An 18,433-nucleotide genomic window follows, 5' to 3' on the forward strand; every position below is an offset into this window, starting at 1 on the left:
TGAATAAATGAAACCCCGATTCTAAATAGGATCGGGGTTTATTTTTGCTATCTGGAAAAGAAGAGTCGGGTAATAAAAATCCCTTGACCATCCTCAGCTCCAGCATTGCTTTCCACTCCTGAAGTCACATAAGTGAGTTTCCATCCCTGTGCAAGCATGCTGTTGATTTTTGAAGCGATTACCGCATCGTTGGAAGCGATATTTTGAAAATTAATACCGGTAGCACTGAAGAAGTTTAATAATTTGGTTTCCTCCAGCTCATTTACTTTGATATCTGCCCGGTCTATTTCCTTTTGTTTACTGGTTTTGCCATCTGTTCTTTCTGTGGTAAATAGGGAAGCATCTACCTGTGTCTGACTGTCAATAATTCTGGAACGCCCAAGACCCATGGGAACTATGGATTCCACGACAGTGATAATTTTGAACTCAGAAAATGATGCTTGGCTAGAAACCTCTTGAGCTTTTAAATTCAAGCAGAAGGCCGCTACTAAAGCGGCTGATAACAATATTTTTTTCATTACTGGTTTATTTAGATAAGGACTTCTACGCCAGCAATTTTAAAATTGTTTTCCAAAAAAAACTATCAGATTGATAAAATAAAAAACAACAAAGCTACACTCAAAATCATGGTCATCACTTTGGCTTTTTCTAGATTTTCTTTGAGAACTTTTCTTTTCCTCAAAACCAAGACTGCCAAGCTCAAGCCGATCATTTGAAGTAGAATAGCCACTCCATTTAAAGGCCCCATAGGAGCTTCCAAAAACTGAAAATTGGTATTGAAAATGGATAGAGTGCCCAATACAATACCTGTTATTCCAAAAATAAATGATCGTTGAAGAAGTACGCCTTCCGGCTGGTCAGTCCATTTCATATTACTTATATTAAAGGAAGCGAAGTTAGAGATTCATGATGGAAAAAGAATAGGTCATTTCCAAAGATTAAGCTTGAGTGAAAATTCAGCCCTTTTTATGGTCAAAATACTCTTGAATTTCTTTCAAACTCAATGCATTCAGTGTCATCTCCTTGGTTAATCCTCCTTTTCTTCCAACCAAAACTCCATATTTCATATCTGCGTAGCCATCCATTTCATGGGCATCCGGGTTTATGGATAGCATTACCCCCTGATCCATGGCATAGCGAACCCAGCGCCAGTCCAGATCCAATCTCCATGGATTGGCATTGATTTCTATGACAACCTTATTTTTTGCACAGGCATCAATGATGGTTTTATGATCAATAGGATAACCTTCTCTTCTCAAGAGCAATCTTCCGGTTGGATGCCCAAGGATGGTGGTATATGGATTTTCAATTGCAGTCAGTAATCGTTTTGTTGCTCTTTTGATATCCATATTAAGGATAGAGTGTACCGAGGAAACTATAAAGTCAAAGCTTTTCAGCACATCCTCAGGGTAGTCCAAGCTGCCATCTCCTAATATATCCGACTCTATACCTTTGAAGATCTTGAAAGGCGCCAATTCTTTGTTGAGTTGGTCAATTTCCTCATGCTGTTTTTGGACTTTCTCTATTTCCAGCCCACCGGCATAGGAAGCTGTTCTGGAATGATCAGAAATCCCCAAATATTCATAGCCCAACTCTTTGCAATATTCGGCCATCTGTCTGAGGCTATGCTTTCCGTCACTATAGGTGGAGTGATTATGAAGAATACCTTTTAGATCTTTCTCCTCCAAAAGAGTTGGAATTTTTTGTTCTTTCGCCAGACTCACTTCATCATAGCCTTCTCTCATCTCTACTGGGATAAACTGTAGATTTATTTGAGAGAAAAATTCTTCATCGTTTTTGAAGCCATTTTTTGCCAGCTTTTCTGCAATAGTTTCCTTCTCATCCACCAAGCTTTTCAAATGCTCAGCGGAGGCACTGAGAGCATATTTTTTTGATGGGTAATTATTCAGATCACTGAAATGGATTCCAAAGTTTAGATCCAAGTCCTTAACTTTTCCTCTCCAAACAAAAGGGCTTGAAAGGCTTTTATCCAATTCAAATGCTTCGATTGCTTTAAATTGAGATTTTGCCTGAGAAATATCTGAGGTGCCTATCAGCCATTCAGCCGAAGCAATGATTTCCATTTTTCGGGCAAAGTCTCCAACTATAACAACTTCTGATGAATTCAGGCTTTTTTGTAGTTCGCTTGTCAAGGATTCTATGCTCTCTTCAACATCAGCATAAAGCCATTTTCCAGCATTGGATGCCTTGAATTCTAGATTTTGGATAATGGTTTCCTGAGTTTTTTCTCCAAATCCTTTGATTTTAGCCACTTTACCACTTTGGCAGGCCTCCATTAGTTCATGGGTGGAAGTGATGCCTAATTCCTCCCATAGGGTTTTAACTTTCTTAGGACCTAAACCTTTGATTTGCAAAACTTCCAAGATTCCTTCCGGAGTTTTTTCTATCAGTTCATCCAGAGTACTGAAAGTTTCTGTTTCCTTCAAAGAAACAATGGCTTCCAAAATACTTTTCCCCACACCCGGGATTTTTGAAAGCTCACTTTCTGAAATTTCCATGATATCAGCATCCCCTCTTTCCAATGAATTCAGGGCAGATTGATAGCTTCTGATCTTGAAAGGATTTTCATCATGTAGCTCCATTAATTGAATACAGAGCTTGATTTTCTTCAGGATAGTTTTATGGTCCAAAATCTTTTCTTTTTCGTGATACATATCAGACAAAAGTGCAGAAATATTGTTTCAAATTAAAGCCTGATCAGGTAACTTAAGCTTTTGGAGAGAGATAAGTAGCTGGCTTATGAAAATTGGTAATTATGCATCCATGCTTTTCATGATAAGGGGAATTAGTTGGCATGAATGCCAGGTGAGAGTTCAATTTAAGCTTGCTTCGGTCTTCGGTCTTCAAATCAGTCAAGCAATGAAAATTGGATAACTGGCGTGATTGAGGATTATCAGATTTACTAATATAAATGGAAAGCACATGAACTATTGGATGGTGAAAAGCGAACCAAACTCCTATTCTTGGGAGGATTTTGAGGGAAAAGGGGAAGACGTTTGGGATGGAGTCAGAAACTATCAGGCTAGAAATTACCTTAAAGAAATGGAGGTAGGGGATGCAGTGATGTTCTATCATAGTGGAAAGGAGAAGGCAGTCGTAGGAATAGCTAAAGTATCCGTAAGTGCATTTCCCGACCCAAAAGACGAGGCTTGGGTGGCTGTTAACTTAAAGGCTCATCAAAAATTAAATAAGCCTGTTACTCTTTCCCAAATCAAATCAGAAGATTCGCTTTCGGAATTGCCCATGTTAAAACAAAGCCGATTATCTGTTTTGCCTATGAGTAAGGAAGAGTTTGAAACGATTTTAAAAATGTCAAAATGAAGCAGCTTTTCGTATTGGTTTTAATTCTTTTTTTAGGCTTTAAATCTTTTGCACAAGTGGAGTATGTGGCGAGATTTGAAGTAGAGACTGATTTTTTTGATCCTCTTTTTGAAACCATTCCTACAAATCAAGGACTGATTTCTTTCAGGACTCTTTCTAAAAAGGCTTTCAATAACAGGAGGACCTTTCAATATTTTATTTCCGATTTGGAATTGAATACAGATGGGCTGATCGAATTGCCTGTCAGGGATGGTTTTGATATGGTAGGGTTTGATCTGGAAGGTGATTTTTTCCATGTTTTGTTTCAAAGAGGTTATTCTACCACCGGTGAACGCTACGTTTTAAGAATAGATTTATCCACTAGAAAGGGCTTTGAATACGGGCTGAGCAATCTTTTGGATATGGAACTCGCTGAGTTTTTGGTTCAAAATAACAGCGTCATTGTAATGGGAGTTGCTGATACCCGGCCTGCTGTTCAGGTATATGACTTGGATGACAAAAGTGTGCATACGCTACAGGGAATTTATGGAAATGACACCCAAATTCTGCAAATACGAAAAATGCCTGAAATCGAATCATTTCAGGTGGTACTGAGTCGAAAAGGGCAATATAGAGAAAGGGAAATCATTATCAATACCTATGATTTGGAAGGAAATCTTCTGCGGGATATCAAGGTCAATCAATTTGGAGATCCAGATCAGGAAATTATGGAAGCCTTGCTTTTACCGATGCGAGGATATCAGCAGACTATGATTGGATCCTTTGGATTGGAGAGAAGAGATTATTACCAAGGGATGTATTTGATGGATATTAATGAATTCGGGGAGTTTGAAACCAAACTATACACCTTGGAAGATTTCCCTAATTTTTTCAATTACCTGAATGAAAGGTCTAAAGCCAGAAAAGATCGGGAAGTGATGCGCAATATTGAGAAAAATAGAGTTCCAAGCATTCGTAACGTGTACTCTATCCGACAGGCTATAGAGACTCCGGAGGCCTATTATGTTTATTTTGATCACTATAACATTATAAATTCCCGCGGTAATTTCCGCACTCCTTATTCCCCAATGGGAATGTATAGATATGATCGTTTTAATCGGTTTGGTCAGAATATTTTTGACCCTATTTATATGAATAGGCTGGGGTCTCCTCAGTTCAATCAATTGCAACCTGAGTACAGTTACATTTCGGCGCATTTCATCAAGTTAGGCAAAGATGGAAAGGTGATTTGGGATAATGCTGCCACTTTTGATGACCTGAATACTGAAATCCGAATGGCTTTTGGGGACATCGCAGTAATCGGGGATGAATTTTACCATGCCTATGTTCGGGATGATGAAATCCGTTTGGCTTACTTCAAAAATGGGGAGAAAGTTTTTGACAATCTGGAGGTTGAAATAGAGTTGATGGACGAGACCCAGCGGATCGCTGAAAATAATATGGAGACTTTAAGCATTTCTCACTGGTTTGGAAGATTTTACTTATTGACTGGTACTCAGAGGATTCGATATCAGAAAGAAGATGGATCAGGTGCTAGCAAAGAGGTGTTTTTTTTAAGCAAAGTAATGGTCGCTGGGGATTTGTATCAGCCTGAAGAAGGGCAAGAGTAGATTTTCTTTTTATATTTACCCGCAAATCACACCCATGCAAAAACGGCTTGTCTTAGATCAACAGCAAATAGGGATTATTCTCCGCAGATTTTGCCATCAGTTGATTGAAAATCATGATAATTTCGAAAATACAGTCCTGCTGGGATTGCAGCCCAGGGGAAGTATCCTCATGGATCACCTGGCTCCGATTTTGGAAGAGATCTCAGGAGTGAAAGTTCCTTTCGGCTATTTGGACGCCACTTTTCACAGGGACGATTTTCGAAGAAGAGATTTTCCCCTCAAAGCCAACGAAACAAAAATTAATTTCCTGGTAGAGGGTAAAAAAGTCATCCTAGTAGATGATGTATTATACAAAGGACGTTCTGTGAGAGCAGCTATGGATGCTATGATCGCCTTTGGAAGGCCACAGAAAGTAGAACTGATGGTCTTGGTAGATAGGAAACTCACCCGGGACTATCCCATCATGCCAGATTATTATGGCATCAGGGTCAATACACTGGATAGCCAATACGTAGTGGTAGAATGGGCTAATCAGGGACAAACAGAAAATGCAGTTTGGATCACAGAGAAAGTAAAAAGCTAAGCATGTCACAACTCAGCACTCGTCACCTCTTAGGAATCAAAAATCTCACCCCGGAGGATATTCATTTGATCCTTGAAACTGCCGCAAATTTTAAAGAAGTTATCAATAGGCCAATCAAAAAAGTGCCTTCTCTGCGGGATATCACCATAGCGAATGTCTTTTTTGAAAACTCTACACGAACCCGGCTTTCCTTTGAATTAGCTGAAAAAAGACTTTCTGCTGATGTGATTAATTTCTCCTCCAGTAATAGTTCGGTCAAAAAAGGCGAGTCATTAGTTGATACGGTAAATAATATTCTGTCCATGAAAGTGGACATGGTGGTCATGCGTCATAGCAGTCCCGGTGCACCACATTTTTTATCCAGAAATGTCAATGCCAATATTGTCAATGCGGGGGATGGAACCCATGAGCATCCAACTCAGGCACTATTGGATTCATTTTCTATCCAAGAGAAACTGGGGGATTTGGCCGGGAAGAAAGTTGCAATCATAGGAGATATCCTACATTCAAGAGTAGCGCTATCCAATATTTTCTGTCTGAAAAAACTTGGTGCTGAGGTGATGGTTTGTGGACCTATTACTTTGCTTCCCAAGCATATTGAAAGCTTAGGAGTAAAGGTGGAGTTGGATGTGAAAAAAGCTTTGCAATGGTGCGATGTGGCCAATGTGCTAAGAATTCAATTGGAAAGGCAGCAGATCAAATATTTCCCAAGCTTGAGGGAGTATTCACTGTATTATGGAATCAATAAGAAGTTGCTGGAGCAATTGGATAAAGAAATTGTCATTATGCATCCAGGTCCTATAAATAGAGGAGTGGAATTAGCATCTGATGTTGCGGATTCCGAGCATTCCATTATCTTGGAGCAGGTTCAAAATGGAGTTGCTGTCCGAATGGCAGTCCTGTATTTATTGGCAGGTTCCAGAAATTAATCAGTTTGAATCAAAAAAAACGGCTGTTGCGTATTTCACAACAGCCGTTTTTTATTTTCATTCTCCTTGCGGAGATTAACTTTCTTACTTCAGCTTTTATTTTTTCTAAACTGCCAGCGAGAGACTTTAAACTCTCCACTTTAAATTCATCAACCGCAAAGCCGCAGAGACCGCTAAGAATTCCGCAAGGATTTTATTGGCATTAATCACTATCTAAAAGTTGCATTAGGAATGGAACGAAGAACTTATAACTAATAACCAATAACACTTAAATTCCAGCTTCCACTCTTTTTTACTTCTTCTAAGCTTTGCGGGAGATTATAAGCCGACATTTTGGTCTTAGAAATTTTGACCCCCATTTTTCTCTGCGCTGCTGCGCCTCTGGGAGAGACTTTAAAGCCTTTACTTTAAATTTATTCACCGCAAAGCCGCAGAGACCGCTAAGGATTCCGCAAGGAATTTATTGGCATTAATCATGATCTAAAAGTTGCATTAGGAATGGAACGAAGAACTTATAACTAATAACCAATAACACTTAAATTCCAGCTTCCACTCTTTTTTACTTGTTCTAAGCTTTGCGGGAGATTATAAGCCAACATTTTGGTCTTAGAAATTTTGACCCCCATTTTTCTCTGCGCCGCTGCGCCTCTGCGAGAGACTTTAAAGCCTTTACTTTAAATTTATTCACCGCAAAGCCGCAGAGACCGCTAAGAATTCCGCAAGGATTTTATTGGCATTAATCACTATCTAAAAGTTGCATTAGGAATGGAACGAAGAACTTATAACTAATAACCAATAACACTTAAATTCCAGCTTCCACTCTTTTTTACTTCTTCTAAGCTTTGCGGGAGATTATAAGCCGACATTTTGGTCTTAGAAATTTTGACCCCCATTTTTCTCTGCGCTGCTGCGCCTCTGGGAGAGACTTTAAAGCCTTTACTTTAAATTTATTCACCGCAAAGCCGCAGAGAATTCCGCAAGAATTTTATTGGCATTAACCTTAAACTAAAAGTTAGCTATGGAATGGATCAAGTACCTTATAACTTGTCGGTGCGAGAAATTTTAACCCACCTTTTCTCTGCGCCGCAGCGCCTCTGCGAGAGATTTTAAACACTCCACTTTAAATTCATTCATCGCAAAGCCGCAGAGACCGCTAAGAATTCCGTAAGGATTTTATCGGCATTAATCATGATCAAAAAGTTGCCTATGGAATGGGACGAGTTCCTTATAAATTGTCGGTGTGAGAAATTTTAACCCACCTTTTCTCTGCGCTGCTGCGCCTCTGCGAGAGACTTTAAACACTCCACTTTAAATTCATTCACCGCAAAGCCGCAGAGACCGCTAAGAATTCCGCAAGGATTTTATTGGCATTAATCTTAAACTAAAAGTTAGCTATGGAATGGATCAAGTACCTTATAACTTGTCGGTGCGAGAAATTTTAACCCACCTTTTATCTGCGCCGCTGCACCTCTGCGAGAGACTTTAAACACTCCACTTTAAATTTATTCACCGCGAAGCCGCAGAGACCGCTAAGAATTCCGCAAGGATTTTATTGGCATTAATCATGATCTAAAAGTTGCTTTTGGAATGGAACGAGGAGCTTAGAACTAATAACCAATAACACTTAACTACCAGCTCCCACTCTTCTTCACTTATTCAAAGCTTTGTGGGAGATAAAATGCCTCCTCTTTGATGCGAGAAATTTTAACCCACCTTTTCTCTGCGCCGCTGCGCCTCTGCGAGAGACTTTTTATTGCCAAACTCCAACTTTCCAGCTTTCAAACTTCTCACTTTATCCTTTCAAAGGCCTCTCCACCTTCCTCCGCCTACATAGAATCCTAATGTAAACCCAAAATATTGATTCAAGGCTTCTCCTATTATATTTCCACTGGTATCTTGAAGGTCACTTACTGGAACGAAATTGTACTCTGCTCCCATCCTGAATTTACCTAATTCGATTCCAGCTCGAACCATTGGTGCCCATTTGTATTCAGCATCTAAATTGTCGAAATCCGGGGTAGAGGAGGATGAACCCAAATCAACTGCACTTAGGGTGTAATAACCATAACCAACTCCAATATAAGGGGCGAAATTGCTTCCTCCATTATTGAAGTAATAGTCAAAAGTGCCAGCAAACGAAGCATTTGCAGAAATTTCGCCTTCATATTGTTGAAAATCATCAAAAGACCTTACTTCCCTAGCTAAGCCAGCGATTCCTAGTCTTAAGCCAATGTTCATATTATTTGCCACATTGATTTTTGGCTCTAAGTTGACCAAAAAACCTAAGCCTCCTCCATCAGGGATTGCGGGCCCCAGGTCTAATCCCATTCTGAATTTCCCAGCTTGCTGACCAAAAGAGGCCTGAGCACTGAAAAGAATTGCTAGTACTATTAAAAGCTTTTTCATCCGTTTATAATTTGTTTTTAGAGTTCAGATGAAATCCCTGCCTGCGGCAGGCAGGTCGCACATTTTCTCCGAAACCTCTGGACATCCCAGTTTGTGTCGCTTACATGGTGCTCGATTTCATGAATTCTTGTAGGTTAATTTTGAGTTGAGCTATTGGAATCAAAAAAGGTTCCAAATATTCTAAACTTCAAAGTATTGCATGTAGTTTAGGAGCTAAAATCATTTTTATGCTAACGGTATCGAATTTAATCAAGCGTTACGGGAAACAAAACGCAGTGAATGATATTTCTTTTCATTTGGAAGGTGGCGAGGTGGTTGGTCTTTTAGGGCCTAATGGAGCAGGGAAAAGTACAACCATGAAATGCATAGTGGGCTTGTTGAGAAAGACTTCCGGGGAAATTTTAATTGGAGGACATGATCACCTTTCTGTAGAGGCAAAGAGGTTTTTCAGCTACATTCCCGAAACCCCCTATGTGTATGATTTATTGACTGTGCGAGAGCATTTGCAGTTTATTGCTCAGGCTTATGGGATCAAGGATTGGAAAAACAGGGGAGAAGAGTTGATGGAAATCTATGACTTGACCGATAAAGCCGATAAGCTGGGAAGGGATTTGTCCAAAGGAATGCGCCAAAAGATATCCATATGCTGCGCCCTTTTACCGGATCCACAGTTGTTGTTTTTCGACGAACCCATGATTGGTTTAGATCCGAAAGCAATTAAAAACACCAAAAGAATATTTAAAGAGCTCAAAGAGGCTGGGAAAACAATATTGGTCAGTACCCATTTGATCGATTCTGTGGAGACGATTGCGGATAGAATCATGATTTTGAAGAATGGAGATATCATCGGCAATGACACTTTGAGTAATTTGAAGCAACAATTCGTTCAGGATAAGCAGGGAAGTTTGGAGGATATATTTTTAGAATTGACAAAAGATGAATGAGATCAAATTGCTCCTGAGAAAGGACCTTTTAATCCTTAAGAATAATATCTGGCTGATTCTAAAGAATCCCTTGCGATTGCTCCCTTACGGAGGGATGATTGCCTATTTTTTCTTCATTTACACGATGAGAGTCCGAAGAGGTGCCGAGGAGGGACGAACAGGAATTGAGAACATTGATGTCGAAGGTTTGCCTCAAGTTGACTTTGGACTTCAGAATGTAATAGGTGGAATTACTCTTTTAGCATTAGCATTTCTGATATTCCAGCTTTTTAGAGCAACCAAAAAGAATGTCAGTTTTTTCAAAATGGCAGATGTCAATTTATTGTTTACTGCACCAGTAAAACCTGAAAATATCCTGATCTACTACATGGGAAGGTCTATCATACCTTCTCTGGGAGGTAGTATCATTTTTATCATTTATGGGGCTAGTCAATTTGCAGACAAGATTGAGTTTTCTTTCATCAATATTGCCTTCTTAGTGCTTGGTTTTGCCCTCTTTTTCTTCTTAACCTCTCCGATTCGCTTTTTGGTCTATACGCTTCATACCAAATATGGTGTGATGCAATATATCCAAACAGGAGTTATCATTTTGGCAGTGTTATTAGGGTTGGCTATCCTGATTCCAGGATTAATGGCTGAAAAATTTTGGCAGGGCATGTTTGCATGGATTGCCTCTCCTTGGTTTGATTTATTTCCTATAGTAGGTTGGTCCAGAGCGATGATGAGCTATATTTTTAATCAAAACTTGATTACTGCTCTAGCTTTTTTTGGCTTATATCTATTAGCCTACTATGTCATCTTGCGCTTAGTGCTGGATACTGCGGGATATTATTATGAAGATGTCTTGGAGGCTACCAAATCCAATGAAGAACAGGTAGAAAAGGTAAGAGGGAAAAAAGAGACTCCAGAGTCATCTATGAGCTTGAATACCAAAAAGAAGTTGGCGCTTCCTGATTTTGGGGTTGGGGCAAAAGCACTTTACTGGAGAAATTATGTACATGCAAGCAGACAGGATTTTCACCCATTGTTTGGATTATGGTCTGTGATTTTAGCTGCCCTTGGGATTGCTTTTGCCATCCTTTCCAACTTTGATTGGTTTTCTCATAAAGTATTGAATGGCTATTTGTTGATGTTAGTCGGGATCAATTTTTTTGCTGGAATAGGAAGAGGCTCTGTTGGGGATCTGAAGAAACCTTATTTCTTTTTAATTCCGGCTTCCTGGTCCTCCAAACTCTGGAATGTCATAAAATTGGACTTGGTACAATTAGGCTTGATCTCCTGGGTATTGATTATTCCTTCTGTTTTGATAGCAGGCTTGGACTGGAAATTGATTTTGTTTTATCCCCTGTGTGTGTTTTTGGTATACATAGTCGGTTTGACGATCAATATGATTCCCAAAGTAGCATTTGAAGAAGGCTGGGATCAAAAGCTCATTAAACCATTAATGATTGGAGGGATTTTTCTTTTTGGAATTATACCGAGTTTGGTTGTCTCTGTTTTGATTTTCGTTTGGACCCGACAATTTGTCTGGATGCTTTTTGCATTTACAATAGGGCAAACATTTATCGCAGGGGTTTTAGTCCATGTTTTATTGGATGTGATCAGTAGATTGGAGCTCAAAGAGATTTAGGAGAATTAACGAAACTCTCACCGAATTTTATTTGGTTTTTGATTGTTTGATTCGTGAGAGGGAAGAAAATTCCCTTAATTTTGTAGCTCCAAATGTAACTGAACTATGATTTACAATTCCATCATTGAAACCATCGGTAATACCCCGATGATCCGATTAAACAAACTTGCCAAAGATATCAAAGGTGAAGTGCTGGTTAAGGTTGAATATTTCAACCCGGGCAACTCCATGAAAGATAGAATGGCAATCAAAATGGTGGAGGATGCCGAAAAAGCTGGAATTTTAAAGCCGGGAGGTACAATCATAGAAGGAACTTCCGGAAATACAGGAATGGGTTTGGCTTTGGCTGCTGTTGCGAAAGGTTATAAGTGTATTTTTACCATGGCTGATAAGCAGTCCAAAGAAAAAATCGATATTCTTAAGGCTGTAGGGGCTGAGGTAATCGTATGCCCTACCAATGTTTCTCCAGAGGACCCACGCTCTTATTATTCAGTAGCGAGGAAGCTGAATGCGGATATTCCCAACTCTTTTTATCCAAACCAATACGATAACTTATCCAATACCGCTGCTCACTACGAGACCACCGGTCCTGAGATTTGGAATGATACAGACGGAAAAATCACGCATTATGCGGCTGGGGTAGGAACCGGAGGTTCTATGTGTGGTACAGCTAAATATTTGAAAGAGCAGAATTCGAATATTGTAACCGTAGGGATTGATACTTATGGTTCTGTATTCAAGAAATATAAGGAAACAGGCGTTTTTGATGAGAAGGAAGTATATCCTTATTTGACTGAGGGAATTGGAGAGGATATTTTGCCAAAGAATGTCAACTTCGATATGATTGATCACTTTGTCAAAGTAACTGATAAAGATGCAGCTGTCATGACCAGAAGATTGGCCAGAGAAGAAGGACTTTTTGTCGGATGGTCTTGTGGATCTGCGGTTCATGGAGCTTTGGAATGGGCTAAGGAAAACCTGAAAGAAGGAGATCAAATGGTGATTATTCTACCGGATCATGGAACCCGCTATTTGGGCAAAGTTTATAATGATGATTGGATGAGAAATCACGGTTTCTTGGAAGATAAAACTTACTCCACGGCCAGAGATATTATTTCCAAAAGACCGGCTAGCTATTCTTTGGTATCTGTGAAAAAATCAGATTCAATCAAAGATGCAATCGGAATGATGAATAAAACAAGTGTATCCCAAATCCCTGTATTGGATGGAGAGGAAGTAGTAGGGAGTTTGACAGATACCAAGTTGCTTTCCAAAATAATTGATAACCCATCCTTGAAAGATGGAAAAGTGGAGGATGTAATGGAGTCTTCTATGACTTTTGTGGCTGGAGACAGTACGTTGGACGTGTTATCTTCTATGATTGAAAAAGAGAAGGCAGTGTTGGTAAGAGATGGAAACGATCAAATTCACATCATCACCAAACACGATATTTTAGAAGCGTTTACTAATTAAGTTTACATTGATTGATCCAAGAAAAGCAGAGCGTCTGCTCAATTCGCCAGTACATTTTGATATTGATCAAGCATTAAAAAGAGGTTGGGAGCTATTTAAAGCCCAACCTCTAATTTTGATCATGTATTTTTTATTGATTATGGTAGTTTCCGTTGGTCCTGCTTTCTACTTGGAGGATTTTTCTACCATTATTAGCTTATTGATAGGCCCACCTTTGACCGCTGGGTTTTATCTGTTGGCGAATAAGATCAGCAGGGGAGAACAGGTAGAATTCAAAGACTGCTTTGATGGATTTAAATTTTGGTTGCCTGTAGTAGGTGTTAATATTATCACTGGGATAATCACTGTCTTGGGAGTTATAGCGCTTATTATTCCAGGTATTTATTTGGGGGTGGCATATACTTTTGCGATGCCATTTGTTTTGTTTGCGGGTACTGAGTTTTGGACTTCTATGGAAATAAGCAGGAAATTGATTACCAAGGTTTGGTGGCGATTTTTCGCTTTTTTAATCCTGATTGTCTTGATCAATATGGTTGGGATCTTATGCTTGGGAGTAGGCTTTTTGGTATCAGGTCCTTTTTCTTACATGGCTATTTATGCCGCATTTGAGGAGTTGACAGGGGATTTATTAGTGGAGGATGATGCAAATCCAACCATCACTCATGAGTCAGAATCATAGCCTCTAATCTATTTCTACATTTTTGACTTAATTCCAGAATGGCAGTTTCAGAAGGCTGGGGAGGGGATATGGCTTCAGAAAAATAGATTCGGACTTTTCCTGGCTTCAAAAGCAATGAGCCTCTTTTCATGATCTCATCTGCACCTATAACAGCCATGGGAAGAATCGGAATACCAGTTTCAATAGAAAGTCGAAATGCCCCTTTTTGAAAAGGCAGTAAAGTTTGGTCGGTATCATTTCTGGTGCCTTCAGGAGCTACTACGACCGATTTCCCTTTGGATAAAAGTTCTACCAGTTTTTTGACGCTTTTTCTTCTAGACTCGGTGGAGGTTCTATCTACCCAAATCGCAAACTTCCCTACTATCCAGCCGAAAATTGGGATTTTGGAAAGCTCTTTTTTTCCCAAAGCTTTCAAAGTTTGTGGGATTGCCATAGGAATGACCGGAGCATCTATGAATGAGCGGTGATTAAAAATGAAAATATAGGGTTGCCTGCGGTCAATATGCTCTAAACCTTCTACCTGATAGCTGATCCCTGAAAGAAAGGACCAGATTCCGGCCCAGCTTCGAATAAAAAAGAAAGAAATTCTATCCCCTTTGTCTGAAATCATAACTGGGATCACTATGAATAAACCCAAAATCATCATGAGTCCAGCAAATAGGATTGCGGCGTAAATGGTATAAATTGTCTGAAAGAACTTGATCATCAGAAATTATCCTTAAATTTGGGTTCGAAAATAATCCTTTAACTCTTTGCTTGCACAGGCCCTGAAGCGTTCAGGGCTTTTTTCTTGCTCCAATTTTGTGAAAAAAATCCAATTCAAAGATTTTTTGAGCAGATGAAGCACATTTCAAGTGATTTTTTGACTCCCTTTTCTTGAAATTACAGAAAATCAGTACCTTTGCAGTCCGTTCGGGTGAACGGGGTGGTTTGGCAAGTGCTAAATCGCTGATTCATAACCAAAAACCGCAGTTAATCGGCCCGGTAACTGTCGGCATTTTTAGGGTCATTATTTATTATGTCTAAACAAGATTTTAACTGGGAAAACTTCGAAACCAAAGGATTCGGAGAAGGCTATTCCAAAGCACAACGTGAGGAAATGGCTGCGATGTACGAAGGTACATTGAACGAGATCACTGAGAAAGAAGTGATCAAAGGAACCGTAGTAGGTGTGAACGACAAGGACGTGATCATCAACATTGGTTTCAAATCCGATGGTTTGGTTCCATTGAACGAATTCCGTGACTTGGAGTCCATCAAGCCTGGTGACGAAGTAGAAGTATTCATCGAAGAGCAGGAGAATGCTTTGGGTCAGTTGATCCTTTCCCGTAAAAAAGCAAAAATCGTTCGTGCTTGGCAGGATATCGAGAGCGCATTTGAAAATGATAGCGTGATCGAAGGTCTTGTGAAGAGAAGAACCAAAGGTGGTTTGATCGTAGATATCTACGGTGTAGAAGCCTTCTTGCCAGGTTCTCAGATCGATGTGAAGCCTATCAGAGATTTCGATATCTATGTAGGTAAGAAAATGGAAGTGAAAGTGGTGAAAATCAACCACGCTAACGATAACGTAGTCGTTTCTCACAAAGTCTTGATCGAGAAAGATCTCGAGAAGCAAAAAGCAGAAATCCTCAACAACCTGGAAAAAGGTCAGGTATTGGAAGGTGTGATCAAGAACATGACCAACTTCGGTGTATTCATCGACTTGGGTGGTGTAGATGGTCTACTTCACATTACAGATATTTCTTGGGGACGTATCAATCATCCAGAAGAAGTATTGCAGTTGGATCAGAAAGTACAGATCGTTGTGCTTGACTTTGATGATGACAAGAAGAGAATTTCTTTGGGTATGAAGCAGTTGACTTCTCATCCATGGGATTCTTTGGCAGGCAACTTGGAAGTTGGTTCCAAAGTACAAGGTAAGATTGTAAACGTAGCTGACTACGGTGCATTCTTGGAATTGGCTCCAGGAGTTGAAGGTTTGATTCACGTATCTGAAATGAGCTGGTCTCAGCACTTGAGAAACCCTGCTGATTTCGTGAAAGTTGGAGACGAAATCGAAGCAGTTGTATTGACTTTGGACAAAGACGAAAGAAAAATGTCCCTAGGCATTAAGCAATTGACTGAAGATCCTTGGACTAAGGAAGATATGTCTACCAAGTATGCAGTAGGTACTAAGCACAAAGGTGTGGTTCGTAACTTGACTAACTTCGGGCTATTCTTGGAAATGGAAGAAGGAATCGACGGTTTGGTTCACGTATCTGACCTTTCTTGGACTAAGAAAATCAAGCATCCATCTGAATTCGTAAAAGTAGGAGATGAGCTAGATGTAGCTGTATTGGAATTGGACGTAGAAAACAGAAGATTGGCGCTAGGTCACAAGCAGTTGGAAGAGAACCCATGGGATACTTTCGAAACTGTATTCCCTGTAGGATCTGTGCATAAGTGTACTGTTGTTTCTAAAAACGACAAAGGTGCTGTGCTGGAGCTTCCTTACGGTTTGGAAGGCTTTGCTACTTCTAAAAACTTGGAGAAAGAAGACGGATCTCAAGTTGAGGTTGGTGAGTCTTTGGACTTCAAAGTGACTGAATTCTCTAAGGATGACAAGCGTATTGTAATGTCTCATACAGCTATGTTCCGTGAAGAAGCTAAGCCAGCTAAGAAAGCTGCTTCTACTAAGAAGAAAGAAGATGCTGCTGACAAGACTCCAGCTGAAAAGTCTACCCTAGGTGATTTGGATGCTTTGGCAGAATTGAAAGAGAAAATGGAAGGTGGCAAGAAGTAATTCTTGACCTCTTATATAACATAAAACGCCGGCTGCAAAGTCGGCGTTTTTTTTTTGAAAAATTCGTGATTTACCTGTTGAAATAGGCGCTGAAATCAAAGGAATGAATAGATAATAAGCAGTCCTACTCCAGGTAAGCTTGCTTCCTTTTTTTAGATTTAAATCGGCAAACTTCCTCTAATATCTGTCTTCTCGAGATCGTATATTTTTGGAATGCACAAGTCTCTATTATTCTTACTTTTAATTTGCGATAGGATAAGTCAGTAGATTTAGAGTTGAAAATCAGTGCTTTGAAAAATAAAAAAAGCACCTTCGCTATGAAGGTGCTTGAGTGAGGTCGCGAGCGGATTCGAACCGCTGTACAAGGTTTTGCAGACCTCTGCCTAGCCACTCGGCCACGCGACCATTTGAAATCGGAATGCAAATGTAGGAATTAATGATTCTAGTGCAAAAGCAGTTCCATAATTTTTTGGAAAATGAGCAGGTTCTTCAAAAAATTCAATTCTTATTAGAATTAAAATATTTACGGTTTTTCTTGGTTTTTTGAACTCCTCTAAAATTGATATTTAAGGTATTTATTTATAAAGATTCTAAATAATTTCCGGTCATAGTTTATTCTTTTAAATAATTGAAAATCAGATTATTATATAATATTTAGGATTGATTGATGATTTTTTGCTGTCCATCAACTCTTGTTTGAAAAATAACGCCCGGATACTACCTTTGCAGGGGTTATTGAAAACCGATTAAACTATTTAATTAGCTATAATATGTTATCCAAACGCTCGTTAGTAGGGGTTCGACTGAATTTCCACACGCTGGCAGTGCTGTTTTTCTTACTGATCGGAACGCAGGCATTTGCTGCTGATCCGGCAGTGTCAGATAGTGATGAAGCCGTTGCTGCTGGGAAATCTCTCTTTAATGCGAACTGTAAAACGTGTCACAAGCTTGATCAAAAAGCAATTGGTCCGGCTCTAAGAGGAATCACCGAAAGAAGATCCATCGACTGGGCAAAACGATTCATCAAAAATTCAAGCGCAGTAATCGCTTCTGGAGATGAATACGCGGTGGCTTTGTACGCTGAGTACAACAACACCAACATGCCACAACATGAATTCTTATCAGATGGTGACCTTGACAATTTGTTGTCATATATAGAATATGGCGATAAGGTCGATCCAGCCGCTCAGGCAGCTGCAGGTGCAGTTGGTGCTGAAGGTGAAGTAGCTGCAGGTGGAGGAGTACCAAGCGAGTATTTGACCATTATTGTAGTGGTATTGGTCATTGTTCTTCTTTTGATCCTGATTGTATTAGGGTTGATCATCTCTGTTTTGACCAAATACATTGATAAGCAGGACTTAGATGAGGATGACAAAGAATTCGTTTCTCAAAAATTCAATTTCGGTAAAGTATTAAAGAGTGATGGCTTTATCATCATTGTAACTGCCTTAGTGGTTGCTTTGGTTGCTAAAACCGCAATCGATGGACTTTATTCAGTGGGTGTGCAGCAAGGATATGCTCCTACCCAGCCAATTGCCTACTCTCACGCGCTACATGCAGGACAATTAGAGATTGCTTGTCAGTATTGCCATACTGGGGTAGAGATTGGTAAGTCTGCTAATATTCCTTCTCCAAACATTTGTATGAATTGCCACACCCATGTGCAGAACGTGCAAGGCAAAGAGGGAATCTCTCCAGAAATTCAAAAAATCTACGATGCGGTAGATAATAATAAACCAATTGAATGGGTTCGTGTACACAACTTGCCTGATTTGGCTTACTTCAACCACTCACAGCACGTGAAGGTAGGAGGTATTGAATGCCAGACTTGTCACGGTCCAATCGAAGAAATGGAAGTGGTTTATCAGCACTCTTCTCTTACCATGGGATGGTGTATTGACTGCCACAGACAAACTGAGATTGCTTCTGCAGGCAATGAGTACTATGACAAATTGGTTCAATTGCACTCTGATTCCAAAGATGCCTTGAAAGTGAAAGACATCGGAGGTTTAGAATGTGCTAAGTGCCACTATTAATTCATTCATTTCGCAAATT

General features: G+C 39.7%; 15 protein-coding genes and 1 tRNA gene. 10 read left to right on the forward strand and 6 right to left on the reverse strand.

The features are described from left to right. Positions 1-47: 47 nt before the first annotated feature. The 3 genes from GYM62_RS02215 to GYM62_RS02225 form a co-directional block, all read right to left on the reverse strand. Positions 48-518: a hypothetical protein gene (locus GYM62_RS02215; RefSeq protein WP_175557926.1), complete on the reverse strand. Its 471-nt coding sequence runs from the start codon at positions 516-518 to the stop codon at positions 48-50. 65 nt (positions 519-583) lie between these two features. Beyond that, complete coding sequence (locus tag GYM62_RS02220; protein ID WP_091655031.1) at positions 584-871, reverse strand: hypothetical protein; 288 nt, start codon at positions 869-871, stop codon at positions 584-586. An 85-nt stretch (positions 872-956) separates the two neighbouring features. Then, the gene (locus GYM62_RS02225; RefSeq protein ID WP_255590501.1) at positions 957-2,675 is read right to left on the reverse strand and encodes a DNA polymerase/3'-5' exonuclease PolX; all 1,719 of its coding nucleotides are present in this window, start codon (positions 2,673-2,675) and stop codon (positions 957-959) included. A 268-nt stretch (positions 2,676-2,943) separates the two neighbouring features. Between GYM62_RS02225 and GYM62_RS02230 the strand changes: the two genes are divergently transcribed. The 4 genes from GYM62_RS02230 to GYM62_RS02245 are packed head-to-tail and all read left to right on the forward strand — an operon-like array spanning position 2,944 to position 6,464. Beyond that, positions 2,944-3,342, forward strand: a complete 399-nt coding sequence (locus GYM62_RS02230) for an EVE domain-containing protein (RefSeq protein ID WP_219958133.1) — start codon at positions 2,944-2,946, stop codon at positions 3,340-3,342. Continuing rightward, positions 3,339-4,952: a hypothetical protein gene (locus GYM62_RS02235; RefSeq protein WP_219958134.1), complete on the forward strand. Its 1,614-nt coding sequence runs from the start codon at positions 3,339-3,341 to the stop codon at positions 4,950-4,952. Before GYM62_RS02230 ends, GYM62_RS02235 begins: the two co-directional genes overlap by 4 nt. Before the next feature lie 34 nt (positions 4,953-4,986). Then, positions 4,987-5,535 carry a bifunctional pyr operon transcriptional regulator/uracil phosphoribosyltransferase PyrR gene (pyrR, locus tag GYM62_RS02240; protein WP_219958135.1) on the forward strand — a complete coding sequence of 183 codons (549 nt, stop codon included), beginning with the start codon at positions 4,987-4,989 and terminating at the stop codon, positions 5,533-5,535. Between the two features lie 2 nt (positions 5,536-5,537). Continuing rightward, positions 5,538-6,464, forward strand: coding sequence for an aspartate carbamoyltransferase catalytic subunit (locus GYM62_RS02245; protein ID WP_219958136.1), 927 nt, complete (start codon positions 5,538-5,540; stop codon positions 6,462-6,464). Between the two features lie 1,800 nt (positions 6,465-8,264). Here the strand turns inward: GYM62_RS02245 and GYM62_RS02250 are convergent. Further along, complete coding sequence (locus GYM62_RS02250) at positions 8,265-8,870, reverse strand: outer membrane beta-barrel protein (RefSeq protein ID WP_219958137.1); 606 nt, start codon at positions 8,868-8,870, stop codon at positions 8,265-8,267. Between the two features lie 227 nt (positions 8,871-9,097). On the opposite strand from GYM62_RS02250, the gene GYM62_RS02255 reads away from it, so the two are divergent. From GYM62_RS02255 to GYM62_RS02270, 4 genes are all read left to right on the forward strand, one after another. Next, positions 9,098-9,814, forward strand: coding sequence for an ABC transporter ATP-binding protein (locus GYM62_RS02255; protein ID WP_219958138.1), 717 nt, complete (start codon positions 9,098-9,100; stop codon positions 9,812-9,814). Beyond that, positions 9,807-11,444: a putative ABC exporter domain-containing protein gene (locus GYM62_RS02260; RefSeq protein WP_219958139.1), complete on the forward strand. Its 1,638-nt coding sequence runs from the start codon at positions 9,807-9,809 to the stop codon at positions 11,442-11,444. The genes GYM62_RS02255 and GYM62_RS02260 overlap by 8 nt, the downstream gene beginning before the upstream one ends. A 105-nt stretch (positions 11,445-11,549) precedes the next feature. Next, a complete protein-coding gene (locus GYM62_RS02265) occupies positions 11,550-12,917 on the forward strand; it encodes a pyridoxal-phosphate dependent enzyme (RefSeq protein ID WP_144604152.1) in 1,368 nt (455 codons plus the stop codon). Positions 12,918-12,924: 7 nt separating this feature from the next. Continuing rightward, on the forward strand, positions 12,925-13,596 hold the full coding sequence (locus GYM62_RS02270; protein ID WP_219958140.1) for a hypothetical protein: 672 nt from the start codon (positions 12,925-12,927) through the stop codon (positions 13,594-13,596). Here the strand turns inward: GYM62_RS02270 and GYM62_RS02275 are convergent. Next, on the reverse strand, positions 13,574-14,302 hold the full coding sequence (locus GYM62_RS02275; protein ID WP_339816723.1) for a lysophospholipid acyltransferase family protein: 729 nt from the start codon (positions 14,300-14,302) through the stop codon (positions 13,574-13,576). The genes GYM62_RS02270 and GYM62_RS02275 overlap by 23 nt on opposite strands. Positions 14,303-14,614: 312 nt before the next feature. On the opposite strand from GYM62_RS02275, the gene rpsA reads away from it, so the two are divergent. Next, positions 14,615-16,378, forward strand: a complete 1,764-nt coding sequence (gene rpsA, locus GYM62_RS02280) for a 30S ribosomal protein S1 (RefSeq protein WP_370627653.1) — start codon at positions 14,615-14,617, stop codon at positions 16,376-16,378. Positions 16,379-16,712: 334 nt separating this feature from the next. Here rpsA and GYM62_RS02285 read toward each other — a convergent pair. Beyond that, positions 16,713-16,783, reverse strand: a tRNA-Cys gene (locus tag GYM62_RS02285). 365 nt (positions 16,784-17,148) lie between these two features. Between GYM62_RS02285 and GYM62_RS02290 the strand changes: the two genes are divergently transcribed. Beyond that, entirely contained in the window at positions 17,149-18,414 is a 1,266-nt protein-coding gene (locus GYM62_RS02290) for a c-type cytochrome (protein ID WP_219958141.1), read from the forward strand. The last annotated feature ends 19 nt before the right edge of the window (positions 18,415-18,433 follow it).

Origin of the sequence: Algoriphagus sp. NBT04N3 (assembly GCF_019443765.1) — a bacterium.
In the GTDB taxonomy this organism is placed as follows: domain Bacteria; phylum Bacteroidota; class Bacteroidia; order Cytophagales; family Cyclobacteriaceae; genus Algoriphagus; species Algoriphagus ornithinivorans.